The 15709-nt window shown below is 58.6% G+C and carries 14 protein-coding genes and 1 pseudogene; 9 read left to right on the top strand and 6 right to left on the bottom strand.

Translation table 11 applies throughout. From position 1 onward, the window contains the following. Positions 1–519: pseudogene (locus BFP92_RS16625) on the top strand (ATP-dependent DNA helicase); the annotation flags it as partial. Positions 520–639: 120 nt separating this feature from the next. On the opposite strand, the gene BFP92_RS16620 reads toward BFP92_RS16625, so the two are convergent. Further along, complete coding sequence (locus BFP92_RS16620; protein WP_065930340.1) at positions 640–2748, bottom strand: mechanosensitive ion channel family protein; 2109 nt, start codon at positions 2746–2748, stop codon at positions 640–642. Positions 2749–3003: 255 nt separating this feature from the next. Between BFP92_RS16620 and BFP92_RS16615 the strand changes: the two genes are divergently transcribed. The 3 genes from BFP92_RS16615 to BFP92_RS16605 are packed head-to-tail and all read left to right on the top strand — an operon-like array spanning position 3004 to position 5988. Next, positions 3004–3783: an endonuclease/exonuclease/phosphatase family protein gene (locus tag BFP92_RS16615; protein ID WP_065930339.1), complete on the top strand. Its 780-nt coding sequence runs from the start codon at positions 3004–3006 to the stop codon at positions 3781–3783. Continuing rightward, positions 3780–5042 carry a cardiolipin synthase ClsB gene (clsB, locus tag BFP92_RS16610; protein ID WP_065930338.1) on the top strand — a complete coding sequence of 421 codons (1263 nt, stop codon included), beginning with the start codon at positions 3780–3782 and terminating at the stop codon, positions 5040–5042. Before BFP92_RS16615 ends, clsB begins: the two co-directional genes overlap by 4 nt. Further along, positions 5032–5988: a lysylphosphatidylglycerol synthase domain-containing protein gene (locus tag BFP92_RS16605; protein ID WP_065930337.1), complete on the top strand. Its 957-nt coding sequence runs from the start codon at positions 5032–5034 to the stop codon at positions 5986–5988. The genes clsB and BFP92_RS16605 overlap by 11 nt, the downstream gene beginning before the upstream one ends. 126 nt (positions 5989–6114) lie before the next feature. Here BFP92_RS16605 and BFP92_RS16600 read toward each other — a convergent pair whose 3' ends face one another. Together BFP92_RS16600 and BFP92_RS16595 are read right to left on the bottom strand one after the other, a co-directional pair. After that, the gene (locus BFP92_RS16600; RefSeq protein WP_065930336.1) at positions 6115–6870 is read right to left on the bottom strand and encodes an alpha/beta hydrolase family protein; all 756 of its coding nucleotides are present in this window, start codon (positions 6868–6870) and stop codon (positions 6115–6117) included. Further along, positions 6860–7969 carry a DUF3182 family protein gene (locus BFP92_RS16595; protein ID WP_065930335.1) on the bottom strand — a complete coding sequence of 370 codons (1110 nt, stop codon included), beginning with the start codon at positions 7967–7969 and terminating at the stop codon, positions 6860–6862. The genes BFP92_RS16600 and BFP92_RS16595 overlap by 11 nt, the downstream gene beginning before the upstream one ends. Before the next feature lie 249 nt (positions 7970–8218). On the opposite strand from BFP92_RS16595, the gene BFP92_RS16590 reads away from it, so the two are divergent. Then, a complete protein-coding gene (locus BFP92_RS16590; RefSeq protein WP_065930334.1) occupies positions 8219–8782 on the top strand; it encodes a cysteine hydrolase family protein in 564 nt (187 codons plus the stop codon). A 17-nt stretch (positions 8783–8799) separates the two neighbouring features. Here the strand turns inward: BFP92_RS16590 and tam are convergent, their stop codons facing one another. Continuing rightward, positions 8800–9561, bottom strand: coding sequence for a trans-aconitate 2-methyltransferase (gene tam / locus BFP92_RS16585; protein ID WP_065930333.1), 762 nt, complete (start codon positions 9559–9561; stop codon positions 8800–8802). Between the two features lie 102 nt (positions 9562–9663). Here tam and BFP92_RS16580 point away from each other — a divergent pair, with 102 nt between their 5' ends. After that, complete coding sequence (locus BFP92_RS16580; RefSeq protein WP_065930332.1) at positions 9664–10572, top strand: LysR family transcriptional regulator; 909 nt, start codon at positions 9664–9666, stop codon at positions 10570–10572. A gap of 465 nt (positions 10573–11037) precedes the next feature. Here BFP92_RS16580 and BFP92_RS16575 read toward each other — a convergent pair whose 3' ends face one another. Next, positions 11038–11328: a helix-turn-helix domain-containing protein gene (locus tag BFP92_RS16575; RefSeq protein WP_065930331.1), complete on the bottom strand. Its 291-nt coding sequence runs from the start codon at positions 11326–11328 to the stop codon at positions 11038–11040. Between the two features lie 581 nt (positions 11329–11909). On the opposite strand from BFP92_RS16575, the gene BFP92_RS31285 reads away from it, so the two are divergent. Further along, positions 11910–12122, top strand: a complete 213-nt coding sequence (locus tag BFP92_RS31285; protein ID WP_139114078.1) for a hypothetical protein — start codon at positions 11910–11912, stop codon at positions 12120–12122. Positions 12123–12924: 802 nt separating this feature from the next. Here the strand turns inward: BFP92_RS31285 and BFP92_RS16570 are convergent. Continuing rightward, positions 12925–13860, bottom strand: coding sequence for a LysR family transcriptional regulator (locus BFP92_RS16570; protein ID WP_065930330.1), 936 nt, complete (start codon positions 13858–13860; stop codon positions 12925–12927). Between the two features lie 277 nt (positions 13861–14137). Between BFP92_RS16570 and BFP92_RS16565 the strand changes: the two genes are divergently transcribed. After that, entirely contained in the window at positions 14138–14629 is a 492-nt protein-coding gene (locus BFP92_RS16565; RefSeq protein WP_065930329.1) for a cupin domain-containing protein, read from the top strand. Between the two features lie 40 nt (positions 14630–14669). Further along, positions 14670–15689 carry a hydroxyquinol 1,2-dioxygenase gene (locus tag BFP92_RS16560; RefSeq protein WP_065930328.1) on the top strand — a complete coding sequence of 340 codons (1020 nt, stop codon included), beginning with the start codon at positions 14670–14672 and terminating at the stop codon, positions 15687–15689. Positions 15690–15709: the final 20 nt, after the last annotated feature.

Below are 15709 nucleotides of genomic sequence, written 5' to 3'. Positions count from 1 at the left end.
TTTATCGGCGGCATGGATGACGCCGGGCGCTGGGCCCTGGTACGCCGCGCGCCCACCGCCGCCGGCCCGCATTCGGCCGAGACCCTGGAGCATGTGGCCATGACCCTGCTGCGCCGTTATGGCGTGGTGTTCTGGCGGTTGCTGGAGCGGGAAGCCGACTGGCTGCCAAGCTGGCGCGAATTGCTGCGCACCCTCCATCGCCTGGAGGCGCGGGGCGAGATTCGCGGCGGGCGGTTTGTGAGTGGTTTGGCGGGGGAACAGTTTGCGTTGCCGGAGGCGATTCCGTTGCTGCGTGAGGTAAGACGCCGGCCGCATGACGGCAGCTTGATCGCGGTGTGCGGGGCTGACCCATTAAATCTGGTGGGCACCTTGCTGCCGGGCAGCAAAGTGCCGGCGGTGAGCGGCAATCGAATTGTGTATCGCGATGGCTTGCCGGCGGCGGTGATGGTTGCGGGTAAGCAGCAGGTGTTGCTGGAGGAGGATTTGCAGGCGGTGCAGGAGAAGTTGATCAGGCGCTGAAAGGGATGGTGACTTTAACGGCCTATTCGCGAGCAAGCCCGCTCCCACATGTTGATCTATGAACACAATCAAATGTGGGAGCGGGCTTGCTCGCGAAGGCGTCAGCCCAGACAACATCAATCACTGGGTACGCGGCTGCTCGGTCAACACCACAGGTCCCGGCACCTCTTCACCCGCCTCATCCACATGCGCCGAACGCTTGGGCAGCCAAACCTGCTGTGGATAAGTTTGCGCGAAGTGCACCTCATCACAGTTATCCACAAGCTTTTTCAGGCGCTGGTTAAATGCCCGGCTCACCGCATATTGCCCGCCCGACACGGTTCGGAACTGCGCCGTCAGCACCACGCCGTTGAGGTCCATCTTGTCGACCCCGAACACTTCCAGGGGGCCTTGCAGGTTGTACTTGAGGAACACGTCATCACGGATCGACTGCCCGGCCTCACGAATCAGATCCACTGCCTTGTCCACATCGGTGTCGTATGTGAACTGCACCGAGAAGAACGCATAGGCAAACTGCCGCGACTGGTTAGTGACCGCCTTGATCTGCCCGAACGGCACCGAGTGCACAAAACCCTTGCCGTCACGCAGGCGCAGGGTGCGGATGGTCAAGCCTTCCACGGTGCCGGCATGGCCGGAGTCGAGCACTACCCAATCGCCGATCGACAGCGTGTCTTCAATGATGATGAACAGGCCGGTGATCACGTCCTGCACCAACTGCTGGGAGCCAAAACCGATGGCCAGGCCGACCACACCGGCACCGGCCAGCAGTGGCGCGACATTGATGCCCAGGTTGGCCATGGTGGTGATCGCGCAGATCACCACCAGCACGATTTTCACCGCATTGCGCAGCAACGGCAGGATGGTTTTGACCCGTGTGCTGGGCTGGCGGCTGGAGCGTTTATTCACCGGCGGTTTCAACGCCTCCTGGATTGCCGTGTCGAGCACCACCCAGAACAGCCAGGTCACCAGCAGGATCAGGCCGATGCTGCTGAGGGAATCGCTGATCGCCCGGCCCACCGAGTTACGCTGGGCAAATTCGAACAGCGACACACCCCAGATACGCCCGAGGACTTCGATAAACGCGATGGCCATGGCGATGCGCAATATTGCGTGCAGCAGGCTGAGGAAGCGCTCCTTGTAGGCGCTGCTGCGCTGGATCGCCACCTGGCTGCGGGACTTGAACAGGTGTTGCAACACCGTGCTGAGAAACACCGTGCCGATCAACAGAATCGTGGTGAACAGCGCGCAACGCAGGGCCTTCTGGTTGTCATCGCCAGCGCCGATCAGGTTGATCGCCGAGACCAGCACCATCAACAGAATCGGCCAATACCAGAGCCCGGAGAATACCCGTAGCGATTGCTGCAGCGCCGGGTGTTTGAGACGCTGGGCCAACGGCCGGTTGCGGATCAAATGCGCGACCGGACGACGCAGGCGCACCACCAGCACGCCGAAAATCACCGCTGCGAACAGGCCGGTAAACACCGCGATGCTGCTGGTGATATTGCCGCCCAACTGGCGCGCGATTTGCGGGCTGGTCAGGGCATCGCTGAGGGCGGCGAGAAAGCCGATCAGGAACAGCGGCTTGGGGCAATAGTTGCGAATAATCTGCACGGCCGGGCGTTTATGACCGACGTTGAACATGACGATGACGCACAACAGCATCGACGTGGAGAAGATGCCGCTGCTGGTGGCATAGGCAAAACACAGCGCCAGCGCACGGCCTACGGAACTGGGTAAAAAATGGCTGACATACAGCGTCAGCGGCAGGCAGATCAGGGCCGGGATCGTGTAGGGCACCACGTAGCCCAGTACGCCTTGCAGACGCTCGCGCGGTGCAACGAAACGCCGCCGACTGAGGCGCTGCACGCTAAAGCGCCCCAGCAGTGTGAGTGCCGCAAAGGCGCCGACCCACACCCCGGACAGCAACAGGAAGTCCCCGGCCACGCTCCACGGCGAACGTTGCGCGGTTTGATCGACCAGCCGCCCGACTTCATCCGCCGCTCGGTCGGCGCGCAAGCGCCAGGCGTCGATGAGGTTCTGGTTAAGGTCGAGCTTATCTTGCACATCGTCAATGCTGGAGCTGATGGCGCCGAGCAAGCCACCTTCGACCAGCAACTCCGGCTTGGCGGGAGCCTCAGCGGCCGCAGGCGCCGCGGCCGCGGCTTGCAGCGCGCCATTGCCACACACCAACAGCGCGACCAGCAGTAATGCAGTCTTTAGATTCAGCAAAACACCGGGCTCCTTCAGCAGGGTCTGTAAGGAACTGACGGGTTTGAGCGCTGATCGTTCCCACGCTCTGTGTGGGAATGCATCTACGGACGCTCTGCGTCCAAGGGGCGCGGAGGGTCCCGGGCTGCGTTACCACGCGGAGCGTGGGAACGATCGGTTAACCGCACCGCCTGTAGGTCACTCGAAACTTTCACCCAACCGCCGCAGTCAGCCAATAACACAGGCCTGACCCTTTACTTATCCACAGGAGCGATCATGGCTGCGATTGCCGACTGGGTGCCCGTTACGCCCAGCACCGCCATCACCCGCTTCACCGTGCTGACGGTCAATATTCATAAGGGTTTCACCGCGTTGAACCGACGTTTCATCCTGCCCGAGTTGCGTGAGGCGGTGCGCAGCGTGGGCGCGGACATGGTGTTCCTGCAGGAAATCCACGGCACCCATGAGCGGCACCCACAGCGCTACAGCGACTGGCCGAAGATGCCGCAGTATGAGTTCCTCGCCGACAGCATCTGGCCGCAGTTCGCCTACGGCCGCAACGCGGTCTACCCCCATGGCGACCACGGCAACGCGTTGCTGTCCAAATTCCAGATCATCCGCTACGACAACCTCGACATTTCCCAGAGCGGCCATGAAAGCCGGGGCCTGCTGCATTGCGTGCTGCGCTTGCCGGGCAGCGGCCAAGAGGTGCACGCGATCTGCATGCACCTGGGCCTGCGCGAAGTGCATCGCCAGCAGCAATTGCGGTTACTGGAGCAGCGCATCGCCGAGATTCCGGCTGACGCGGCGCTGATCGTCGCCGGTGATTTCAATGACTGGCGCCAGAAGGCCGACCTGAGCCAAAGCGGGCTCAGGGAGGTGTTTATCGAAGCCCATGGCAAACCGGCGCGCACCTTTCCGGCGCGCCTGCCCTTGCTGCCCTTGGATCGTATCTATGTGCGTAACCTCAAGGTTCATAACCCCAAGGCGCTGACGACGCGGCCGTGGTCTCACCTGTCAGACCACGTGCCGTTGTCGGTGGAGATTGAGCTATGAATGTCGCCGTGGAACACATCGCCACCGACCAGCCGCCGGATGATGCCAAGGCCCGCGACCTGGATTACGGCTGGCAGCCGGGCAACCGCATTGAGCTGCTGGAGAACGGCGAGGCGTACTTTCCCGCCGTCTTCGAGGCCATGCGCCAGGCGCAGCGGGAGATCCTGCTGGAAACCTTTATTCTGTTCGAAGACAAGGTTGGGCATGAACTGCAAGGCATCCTGATCGAGGCGGCGCAGCGCGGAGTAAAGGTGATCGTCAGCCTCGACGGCTTTGGCTGCGGCGAACTGAGCCCAGCCTTTCTCAGTGATCTGGCCGAGGCCGGGGTGGCGGTGCAAATGTTTGACCCGGCAGCGAAGCTGGTGGGCATTCGCACCAACTGGTTCCGTCGCCTGCACCGCAAGATCGTGGTGGTGGACGCCGCCGTGGCGTTTATCGGCGGAATCAATTTTTCCGCCGACCACCTGAGTGATTTCGGCCCCGAAGCCAAGCAGGATTATGCCGTGCAGGTGAGCGGCCCGGCCGTGGCGGACCTGCATCATTTCGCCCTCGCCCAAAGCGGCCGCCAGGTGCGCACGCGACGCGGCTGGCGACGGCGCCAGCAACGGCCATCGCCATGGCCGACGCACACCGACGACGGCCTGGTGCGCCTGATTTACCGCGATAACCTGCAACACCGTGATGACATTGAAGAAGCCTATATACACGCCTTGAGCAAGGCACAAAAACGCGCGGTGATTGCCAACGCCTACTTCTTCCCCGGCTACCGCCTGCTGCGTGAAATCCGCAATGCCGCGCGGCGTGGCGTGCAGGTGCAACTGATCATGCAGGGCCAGCCCGATGTGCTGCTGGCCAAGCTCGCGGCGCGCATGCTGTATGACTATCTGCTCAAGGATGGCGTGGTGATTCACGAGTATTGCCAGCGCCCGTTGCACGGCAAAGTGGCCTTGGTGGATGACGACTGGAGCACCGTGGGTTCGAGCAACCTGGACCCCTTGAGCCTGTCGCTGAACCTCGAAGCCAATGTGCTGATTCGTGACCGCGCGTTCAATCATCAGCTGTACGAAAGCCTGGAAACACTGGCGCGCAATCATTGCAAGACCATGCCGGAAAAGCGCAAGCCGCGCCTGTGGTTATGGCGATTGACCGTGGGCTTTTTGGTGTTCCATGTCATGCGGCACTTCCCCGCCCTGACGGGTTGGCTGCCGGCACACAAACCGCGCCTCAAGCCATTCGAGAGCCAGGCCCATGACCACTGAAAGCGGCGGATCGCGGTTCAAGCGCTGGAAAAAACCGCTGACGATCGCGTTCTTTGTACTGCTGATTGTGCTGTTCACCCTGCTCGCGCGGCGCATCGACTGGAGCGAAGTGCTGCAGACGCTGGCGGACTTCAAGCTGCGCACGCTGTTGATCGCCGGTGGGCTGACGCTTTGCAGCTTCCTCGTCTACGCCAGCTTCGACCTGATCGGCCGCACTTATATTCGCCAGGATTTGCGCTGGAAGCAGATCCTGCCGGTGGGGATCATCAGCTATGCCTTCAACCTCAACCTGAGCGCATGGGTCGGCGGCATTGCCATGCGCTATCGGCTGTATTCGCGGCTCGGGGTCAGTACCAGCAATATCGCCAAGATTCTTGGGCTGAGCCTGGCCACCAACTGGTTTGGCTATATGGCCGTGGCCGGCGTGGTGTTCAGCAGTGGGTTGGTGACCATGCCGCCGGGCTGGAAGGTCAGCAGCGGCGCGTTGCAAGGCATTGGCGCGCTGTTGGTGCTGGCCAGCCTGGGCTACCTGGCGGCGTGCCGGTTTGCCAGGAAACGCGCGTGGTCGGTCAAGGGCATCGAGATCAACTTGCCGTCGTTGCGCATGGCCTGTTTGCAGCTGGCGCTGGGTGCGTTGAACTGGTCGTTAATGGCGGCGGTGATCTTTACGTTGCTGCCCGCCAAGCTGGACTACCCGCTGGTATTGGGCGTGCTGCTGATCAGCGCGATTGCCGGGGTGATCACCCATATCCCCGCCGGGCTCGGTGTGCTGGAGGCAGTGTTTATCGCGCTGATGCAGCATGAGGCATCGCGGGGCAGCTTGCTCGCAGGGCTGATTGCCTACCGGGCGATCTACTTTATTTTGCCGCTGCTGGTGGCGTTGGTGATGTACCTGGCGGTGGAGGCCAAGGCCAAAGCGTTGCGGGTCAAGAAGACACCGGCTTGAAGATGGGGTGATTGGTCTGGCGCCTTCGCGAGCAAGCCCGCTCCCACATTCGACCGAGTACATCCTTGAAATAGGGTCACCTGTGGGAGCGGGCTTGCTCGCGAAAGCGGCCTAAAGTGCACTGCATCAGCGTGATTGAATAATGCTCAACCGCTCCCCCACCACCATCTCGGTTATCCAGTCCACCAGGATCGAGGTGTAGGCCTGCTGCGACACCGGGTCGCTCAGCGAGTGGTCGGCACCATCGATGATCCGATGGGTCAGCGAATGGGTGTGCTGGCACGCCGCGCGGTAGCTCATGATGGTGGCATGGGGCACGTGGTCGTCGGTTTCCGACTCGACGATCAACACATCACCACTGAACTTGGCGCAGGCATGCAGGGCGCGATTGGTCTCGGCGTGCACCAGGGTGCTGCGATAATCCATCAGGTCGGCCTTATCCAGGTCGCGCTTGGGCTTGAGCCACTCCTGGTCGCGGTACAGCGCCGGCACGCGCAGCGCCAACCAGCGTACCGGGCGCAATGAAGTGAGAATCGCCGCCAGATAGCCGCCATAACTGGTGCCCACCACGGCCACGGCCGAGGTGTCGATGGCAGGGTGTGAGAGCAGGCGATCGTAGGCCGCCAGCAAGTCGCGCAGGTTGTCTTCACGGGTGACGCGGGACAAGGGAATGCCGGTGCCGGCGTGGCCGCGCAGGTCGAAGGTCAGGCACACGCAGCCCAAGCCCGCGATGCCTTTGGCGCGCTCAAGGTCGCGTTCCTGGCTGCCGCCCCAGCCGTGCACAAACAACACGCCGGGGACTTTGGATTTTGGACTCAGGAAGGTGCCGCTCATCTGTTCGTCGTCGATATCGATCGCAATGCTTTCGCTTCTAGCCGTCATAAGATTTAACCGTCACATACTTGAGAAGAAAGTCGCTGTTTTCGGCCGGGCCGCGATACACCTCAATGGCGTGCTCAGGCAGCGGTTGGTCCACATAGGTCTCCACCGAGGACACATTAATGGCCCGCAGGCCGGGGTTATTGATGAAGCTTTGCAGCGCCGCGACTTCCGCGCTGCTGGCCCCGCCCATGCGCCAGGATTGTTCGAGTACGCCGCTACGACGTTGGCCGTCACTGTCCAGGCCTTGAGCGATGTCGTAATTGCGCCGCGAGGCATAGAAACCAGGGTAGGCCTCATCGGCGGCGCTGTCGAAAACCTGGGCTTGCTGGATGGCTTCGCGCACATCGTCGGGCACATCGAGCTTAAGCAGGTCGTCATAACCACCGGGCACCACCAGCAAGGTCGAGCCGCCGTAAACCTCTTCGCCGTGCCCATCCTGGGTGAGGAATTGCTCGCCGCAGTAGCTGATCAAGTGATCGCCGATAAAGCTCTGGCCCACACTGTGGGTGGTGACGTCGTGCAGATCCTGCTCCAGCACTACGCCATCGTTGAACAGCTGCGCCGCTTCGGGCCGCGCCAGCACAGCCTCGAATGCGTCGAGGCTGTGGATAACTTGCTGGCCGCGTCCGGCACAGGCATGCACCGGTTTCATGCGAATCGGCCCGCTGTAGAGCAGGCGCGTGGCGGCAGGCAATGCGTCTTCAAGGGCAAACACGCTGAGCCCGTCGAGAACCACCGTGCGCACACGCTCACAGAACGCTGGCGACCAGCCTTCAGGCGCCTTGGCGTCAGGACTTAGCAGGCCGTGGGTGATCGCTTTGGTACAGATGAAAGCGTGATCGACATAACCGCCCCACAGATCTTCCGGCCCTTTGATATTGAGCGGCCGCGCTTGATCGGGGCCGACCAGGGTTTGGGTGGGCAAGACATATAAGTCGAGACCGTCGTGTAACTGCGGGTCATAGCTGCCGCCGAATTTTAGCCCAAGGATCTGCGCCAGCCAGCGCGCGAGGGCGCGATTGGTTTCGACTTCATGCTGCGGCGCCCCTTGTCGTGTGGAGTGAGCGACTACGATTTTTTTGCGTTGAATCGGGGTCATGCGTCCCCCTTGGCGATCCTGCCATGTGTGTGTGAGAAAGGTTGCATGGATCACGCCAAGGCAAGGCTGGGGAGGATGGCCGTTAAATCAAACAGTTACTGACCCAGCGATGGCACTAGGCCTGTTTTATTCTGCACGACAGGGGTTTAAACGGACGGTGTTCTGCACGACGCCGCCATCAAAGCAGCTGCGTGGATGGCGACGGGCCAGCTAAGATGCAAGGCACTGCCAACCATCATAAGGACGCCCATGGCCAAGCAAGCGCTCATCCTCATCGATATCCAGAACGATTATTTCCCCGCAGGCAAGTGGCCGCTCGATGGCGTGGAAGCCGCGGCGGACAAGGCCGCGCAGGTGCTGCAGGCGTTCCGCCAGGCGGGCGACGCCATCATCCATGTGCGCCATGAATTCACCAGCGAAGACGCGCCCTTCTTCACGCCAGGCTCCGAGGGCGCGCACCTGCATGCCAAGGTGCTGAACCAGGGCAACGAGCCGGTGGTGCTTAAACACTTTGTGAACGCGTTTCGCGGCACAAACCTGCGCAGCGTGCTGGAACAACGCGCCATCACTGACGTGGTGGTGGTCGGCAACATGAGCCATATGTGCATCGACGCCGTGGTGCGGGCTGCGGCGGACCTTGGCTACAACGTCACGCTGATTCACGACGCCTGCGCGACCCGCGACCAGGCATTCAATGGCCAGGTGATTGCGGCCGCGCAGGTGCATGGCGCTTATATGGCATCGCTGGCTTTTGGGTATGCCAGCGTGGTCTCGACGGATGAATACTTGAAGGCGCAAGCGGCGGCGCAGTGACCTCCGCTTGCTTGCCTTCAGCGCGTAGCGATGATGAACAGGCGTGGAAAAGGCAGCAACACAGTGCCATCAGCCAGGGCTGGGTAAGCCTGGGTGATACGTGCCTGGTATTGCTGCAGGAATGCGGTTTTTTCGCTGTCGGTCAACGGCGCAAGAAACGGCCGCAATGCCGACGCCTTGAACCACTCCACCACCGCCGCGTGATCGGCCAGCGGGTGTTGATAGGTGGTGCGCCATACGTCGACAGTGCTGCAATGTTTGCTCAGCAATTCGTAGTAGTAACTCGCGGTGTGCCGCTCGTTGTGTTTGACCGCACCGATCTTGGCCGCCCACGGGCCATCTGCCGCCACTTCGCGGGCCAGCCGGTGGGCCGGTTCGTCAAGGTTGTCCGGGGTTTGTATGGCGAGGGTGCCGCCAGGTGTCAGCTGGTCGACCAGATGCGGGTAGAGCGTGGCGTGGTTCGGCAGCCATTGCAGGGAGGCGTTGGCGAGGATCACATCGTATTTTTGCGACGGCCTCCAGGCGCCGATGTCTGCCAGCTCGAAATTCAGTTGCGGCAGGCGCTTGCGGGCGTCAACCAGCATGTCGTCAGAGCTGTCCATGCCCGTAATGTGCGCCTGCGGGAAACGCTCGGCCAATATTTCAGTTGAATTGCCGGGGCCGCATCCCAGGTCGACGGCGCTACGGACATCGCCATTCGCAATAGCCGCAACCAAGTCACGGACCGGACGGGTGCGTTGCTGTTCAAACATCATGTATTGCTTGGCAGACCAGGTCATCGCGGCTTTCCTTCTTTGTTAGAGGTGGCCACAGCCTAAATCTTGTGAACCATGAGAACAAATGCCAGGATTGGCAACCTCCCATACCTTGAAAGTATCCTTATGTTGGAGCTTCGCCAGCTGAGAGCCTTCGTGGCCATTGCCGAGGAAGGCTACATCACCCGCGCCGCGGAACGCCTGGGCATGCAGCAACCACCCTTGACGCGCTTGCTGCAAAGTCTTGAAACGCAATTGGGCGTGGTGCTGATGGAGCGCCTGCCCCGAGGTGTGCGCCCAACCACGGCGGGCCTGGCATTGTTGGATGAGGCCCGAGATATTTTGGCCCGAGCCGAAGGTGTTACCGACGTGGTACGCCGTGCCGCCCGGGGTGAACGAGGCCGACTCGCCATCGGCTTTACCAGCTCGGCGGCATTGCACCCGTTTGTGCCCAGCGTGCTGCGGCGGTTTCGCGAGGCCTTTGTGGGTGTCTCGGTGATACTGGAGGAAGCAGGAACCGGCGAGCTGCTGGACGCGTTGGTGCAGGAAAAGCTGGATGCCGCGTTTATCCGCTCCCCGCTCAGTGGCACGCAACAGTTACAGGACGAACCTATCCTGGTGGAGCCCATGCTGCTGGCCCTGCCGACCGATCATCCCTTGGCACTCGATGCGGGGCAGCCGTTACCCTTGGCAGCATTGGCTGATGAGGCTTTTGTGCTCTATCGCCGGCGCGTGGGGTTGGGTTTGTATGACGCCATTCTGGTGGCCTGCCGTGAAGCCGGGTTCAGCCCGCAGGTGGTGCAGGAAGCGCCCCGCATGACGGCGACCTTGAGTCTTGTGGCCGCAGGGCTTGGGGTCTCTATCGTGCCAGCCTCCATGCAGCGGCTGCGCGGCGATGGCATTGTTTATCGCGAGCTGACCGAGTGCCAGAGCCTGGTGGCGCCGTTGCATTTGGCCACGCGTATTGGTGACGGCTCGGAGGTCTTGCGCAGGTTCAAGGAGATGGTGGTCACAGCGGCCGCGACGGACGCCTGATTGCAGGCATTAAAAAACCCCCGAGGCTTTCGCCTGCGGGGGTTTTGCTCGTTCCGGGCCTGGGACCTTAGAACGGTAGTTCACATAAGATTGGGAGTACAGAAACAATAGCCTCTGAATACACCAAATTATGCTAGCTATTGCGCACTGAGCACAACCAAACGAGCTGAAAAATGTAAAGAACCGGTGCATTGGGTAAATCTTTTTTTCAGGAAAATCACCGTGATTCAAAACGACGTAAAGGCTACCTTTACAAACTGATCTTGTCCCACTGCCGCCTTCGTGGCGTTAGCTCGAAGGCGTGGAGCTCAGCTTGGACCTTCAGCCACATTGTAGTGGTCAGATGATCCAGTAAACTGCGCTAAGTTTTTCCTAGGCGACCGCCGGCGCTAAGCCCTCATTTTAGCGATCAGCGAATCCCGAAATACAAAAAAGAGAGAGGCTCACTCGACAGGGAGAGCCGAGCTATTTAGATCCAAGGGCTGAAGAGCTAACCTCCGCCCGTATGCGTGCTAACAAAGAGTCGAGGCCGCCGTCATCGCCCTTGATCTGATAAGCAGCCGCTAGGACGCTTAAAGGATGGACCTCCATGACCGATGCCAGCCCTTCGAGCTTTTCCAAAGTGGGGCATTTGAGACCGCGCTCAAGGGTGCTCAGATATGTCCGACTGCTGATGCTTGAAAAGTCCTCCTGGGTCAGCCTCTTGGAAGTTCTCAGCAGCCTAAGTGCCTGACCAAACGCTTGCTTTAGCTCCATTTCGCGCACCACGCAAAATGGATGATCAAGCCCCATAGACCACTATAGGACTACAATCTATAGTGGTCTTTTTTGAGGTCAACGCTATGTATATGACACGACAGGAAGCGTACGTCGATCTTTCTGCATTAGGTGCGGAAGGCCTGCACTGGCGCTACGTGGAGCACTCGATGCATGCGCCATGGTTTTACATCACTCTAACCCGTCATAGCGATGGATACACATCTCGGACGATGCTACAAACAATGGATCCAGCTGTTCTGGCCACGGTGATCTGTAGCGCCTCAAACGAACTTTCTGTAACCGATGTGATGATAGTCACCCCGCCCTACGTGAATGGAACTCCGTCATGGCAGATGGAAAAACTTTGGAAGTTTTCGCAATGCCACAGTGAAGAACATGGAAGCCTAGACTCGTACCTAGTTACAGGGAAGCGCTATTACACACCCGAGTTAGCGTCAGACATTGAGTAACTTAAGCTGGAAAAATGCATATACTACAACGCGCTCGGCATTTGAAAGTTGTATAAGCAAAACGACCGCCCATCGCTAATTTATATGATTTCGCACGGAGGGGCCCACATGCTTACCAAAATATCGCTGAATGTCCCGCTGGGCGTTCTAACCATGCGAGAAACACTATCAAGACTGGTCATACTCGAATCATCGAGCCTGACCGAAGACAGCCGTCGCGCGGGCTCATTTTTTACAGTGAGCGAAGTACAATCCTTGCGTGAAGAAATGACAAGGGATGGCGCCCTCATGAAAGAATGGTTAGCCGCCCGTGGTCGGTAAACGGGTTAAAAACACTATTGGCTGAGCTGTAGGAGTTGCCCGCAACGAGATTGGCCTGACCGATGCGTGGCGTCACCTATACTCTTCACGTATACGCAAAGATCAACATATGGTCCATCCCTGGTTCATGCTTGAGCGCTATCGAGCAAGGATGACCTACCGATGGCAGATCTTAGGCTGCAGTCGGCGCAGCTGACCAAACCCCTATATTTCTTTAGACGCAGAGATAGGCTTTTACGCGGCCAAGCCCAAGACGAAGTGGGCAGGTCATTTCCACGAAGAAATGTCCGCCATCCTCTGCACTCCATGCTGGACGAGCCCGCGGCGTGTCCGTGACCGGCATAAGCCGGCCATAAGCGGATGCTCGGACCAATATCAAGTACGTTGGTATGCAACCTATATAAAACCCAAGAGCTTAGAGCAGACGGCTTCAAAAGCCGGAAAGGGCGGCAGGTCGAAACCTTCGACTGGAACAGGCAGCAATCAGCCAGAATCCCATTCATGGATGGTTGCTGTCGTGACCATTCCCAATGTGGAATTTTAAACTCGAGCAAATAAAACTTTCCCGATTCCGCATCCCCTACGCGCCTGAACTACTCCGCGCGTCTTGCGAAAACATCCAAATACTCCGTTCAAAAATCAGCTGCCCGTGAACAATCTCTGGGCAACCCGACCCTTCGTATCGCGATTCACGGCACTCGCAGCTGAAGACGCCAGGTTCAGAAGCGGACTACGAATGATCTTGTTACCGACACTTATCGATCAGTCATTAGGAAGCGGGTAAGCCAAATATGCGGGTCTATCAGGTGTCAGCCGCGAGCCATCCCCTCTGAATCAGCGGTCGATCCCAGGCCGGCTCGTCCGTGATCCGATTGACGAGGAAATCGAGCAGGCGCTGGACCTTAAGCGCTCGCCTGTGAGTCGCCGGATAAACTGCTGATAAATTGAAAGAGCTGAGCGTGTAGTCTGTGAGAACAGGAACGAGGTTGCCGGCAACCAGATCTTCAGTGGCGACCAGCGTGGGCAGACACGCGATTCCTGAACCCATCCGTGCGCAGTCTCGTAGCAGGTGGACAGACGTCGAACGCACATGCCCAAACAGACTGATCTCCAGTTCCTCGTTCCCCCGTTTGAAGGCCCATTTGTTACGAGTCGGGTAACCCTCATAAAGCATTATTCGATGATGTAGCAAATCGCTGGGGTGAACTGGAAAACCGTTTCGGGCGAGATAAACGGGAGATGCGCAAAAGAGACGACGGACGCTAAACAGCTTGCGTTCGATAAGCGTCTCAGCCATCGGACTAAAGATCTGGAGCGCGACGTCCAGACCATCCTCAATGGGGTCCGCGACTTTGTCGTTCACTACCACGTCCATTTCCAAATCGGGATAGAGTTCCGTGAACTCAGACAACAAGATGCTGAATTGAGCAGCGAATCCAGGAAGCACTTGGATCCGTAGCTTCCCGCTTGGGCCGGTGTGGGAGTCGCGCATACGCTCAGTCAGCGAATGGAGGTGAGCTACTGTTTCCGAGCATTCCTTGTAATAATCTTGGCCTACCTCGGAAAGTCGCACATGGCGAGTACTGCGGTGAAAAAGGGGCGCGTTGATGAACGCTTCAAGCTGCTGGACACGGTGACTGATGACCGACCGCGTTACGCCAAGCTGTTGAGCCGCCTTGATGAAACTGTTGGCTTCCGCAACACGCACGAAAGCCTCAATGCTGAGTAAATGGTCCACAATTTCACCCGATTAGGTAGATAAAGTCTGTCAATCCAAGCCGTTCTGGCACTCCAAAAATATCGGCGCATTTGCGGAATCTAGCCTCGATAGTTCTTGAAGCGCAACAGCACGGACCGTGGATCCACCTGCGATTTCGAGTCGAAGATACGTGTCAGAGGAGAGTTATTGTTCGCGATTGACAAACACTGTTGTCGCTAGACGCCTAATTGTTGTGCTGGTCGGGCTGCCGTAGCCTTGGGCTGTCGCTCCAAAAAAACAAGAAAGGTGATCCCCCATGTACACAGCCTTTTCCACCTCGTTCGGTTCGCTCGAAAACCATCAAAAGGGTTCGATCGAGATCATCCAGGGTGATGCCCGCCACTACGCCTTTTCTAACGTGTTCGACGTCGCCAGTAAATCAGCGCCCTACGAAAAAGTCGTCGTGGGGCTGAACATGGAGTACGTAATCGAGACCATTCGCGCTGAAGGTGTTTCCCCTTGGTACACCTGCTCTCACGACGAGTGCGTCATTTCCCTCGACGGAGAAGTACGAGTCGATTTTCTCAAGCTTGACGTAGCAGTGCAGGAAGGTGACGGCACACGGTTGGCTGGTGAATCGCCCAAAGGAAAGCCTATGGGCTACATCCTCTTGGCGCGCGGCCATCAATGCTTGCTGCCGGCGGGCTGTGCTTACCGCTTCGAGTCTTCTAAGGCGTCAACGCTTGTGCAACAAACCATTCGCGGGCCACTGTCCGTCGAAAAATGGGAAGCCATTTGCGAGAAGTGACCGAGCTCATTCCATATAAATAAAATAAGAGAAATAGATCATGGCCATGTTAGAGACAGTGGTGCCAGTTGCTGGTTTTGCTGCTGATGAAGTGGAAATGTTGGCGAAACACTCCAGAACCGGATATCACGCTTTTCAGCTGGGTCAGTTCAACCTGTCTAGGGACGAGTACTTCGCTCGCATTGAGTGGCCTACAAAGGGGCAAATCCGCACACACCTGATGCCCGTCGATGCCTTCCTGCGTGCCATGATGCGTGATGTGGCATGGGGGTTCTTTTACGGCTGGGTGAACTTCGACCAGGTGATTGGTACTCGCAACCACTACGGCTCGGTAGAGCTGTACGCCGGAACCTACAATGGCGTGCTGAAGACCGCAGGTATCGACTACATCGAAATGTTCGAGACACCAAAAATCATGGCGACGTTCAAGGCTGTCCTCCGCGACTGGACGAACGAAGGGTTTGACCCTTTTGCCGCCCCGGAGGAAACCGGGAGCGCCTTCGGTCGCAAGAATGGTTCGAACATCGAAGCCATCGAGCGTATCCGCATCGCAACCAAGAGAATGCCCGGTCTGCCTGGTGATTCGCCATTGCGCGATGACTTGCCGGTTAACCGGCACTTTAGCGATGTGTCACAGGTTGAACCCGAGATTCACGCTGCAGAAGGTTTCGAGGGTCAGCTCCACGGTTTTAGTTTGTTCAAATATCTGTCCCGCTCCGACGTTACTTGGAATCCATCAGTAACCTCAGTGTGCAAGGCGAGCCTGTTTTGCCCAACGACTGAAGAATATACCCTTCCCATTCTCCACGGTAACGATCGGGTTGAATGGTTCTTGCAGCTCTCTGACGAAATCATCTGGGACGTTGGCGACAAGAATGACGGCGCGCCACGGGCCCGTTTAACCATGCGTGCCGGTGACATTGCTGCTATGCCAGCGGACATCCGCCATCAGGGTTATTCGACCAAGCGCTCAATGCTATTGGTCTGGGAAAACGCAACCCCTGATCTGCCTCAACGCTATGAGAGCGGGGAAGTGTCTCCCTACCCGGTCGAGTTCTAAAACCTCGCTTCCATTTAGCT

This window comes from Pseudomonas sp. 58 R 3 (genome assembly GCF_900006605.1).
Lineage (GTDB): Bacteria > Pseudomonadota > Gammaproteobacteria > Pseudomonadales > Pseudomonadaceae > Aquipseudomonas > Aquipseudomonas salomonii.
The sequence above is the reverse complement of the archived record's forward strand: the minus strand, read 5'-3'. Positions and strand labels throughout refer to the sequence as shown.

Excerpts from the sequence above, each read along its gene's own strand:
- BFP92_RS16615 (WP_065930339.1), top strand. The coding sequence starts at position 3,004 with ATGGCTGCGATTGCCGACTGGGTGCCCGTTACGCCCAGCACCGCCATC.
- clsB (WP_065930338.1), top strand. The coding sequence starts at position 3,780 with ATGAATGTCGCCGTGGAACACATCGCCACCGACCAGCCGCCGGATGAT.
- BFP92_RS16605 (WP_065930337.1), top strand. The coding sequence starts at position 5,032 with ATGACCACTGAAAGCGGCGGATCGCGGTTCAAGCGCTGGAAAAAACCG.
- BFP92_RS16600 (WP_065930336.1), bottom strand. The coding sequence starts at position 6,870 with ATGACGGCTAGAAGCGAAAGCATTGCGATCGATATCGACGACGAACAG.
- BFP92_RS16595 (WP_065930335.1), bottom strand. The coding sequence starts at position 7,969 with ATGACCCCGATTCAACGCAAAAAAATCGTAGTCGCTCACTCCACACGA.
- BFP92_RS16590 (WP_065930334.1), top strand. The coding sequence starts at position 8,219 with ATGGCCAAGCAAGCGCTCATCCTCATCGATATCCAGAACGATTATTTC.
- tam (WP_065930333.1), bottom strand. The coding sequence starts at position 9,561 with ATGACCTGGTCTGCCAAGCAATACATGATGTTTGAACAGCAACGCACC.
- BFP92_RS16580 (WP_065930332.1), top strand. The coding sequence starts at position 9,664 with ATGTTGGAGCTTCGCCAGCTGAGAGCCTTCGTGGCCATTGCCGAGGAA.
- BFP92_RS16575 (WP_065930331.1), bottom strand. The coding sequence starts at position 11,328 with ATGGAGCTAAAGCAAGCGTTTGGTCAGGCACTTAGGCTGCTGAGAACT.
- BFP92_RS31285 (WP_139114078.1), top strand. The coding sequence starts at position 11,910 with ATGCTTACCAAAATATCGCTGAATGTCCCGCTGGGCGTTCTAACCATG.
- BFP92_RS16565 (WP_065930329.1), top strand. The coding sequence starts at position 14,138 with ATGTACACAGCCTTTTCCACCTCGTTCGGTTCGCTCGAAAACCATCAA.
- BFP92_RS16560 (WP_065930328.1), top strand. The coding sequence starts at position 14,670 with ATGGCCATGTTAGAGACAGTGGTGCCAGTTGCTGGTTTTGCTGCTGAT.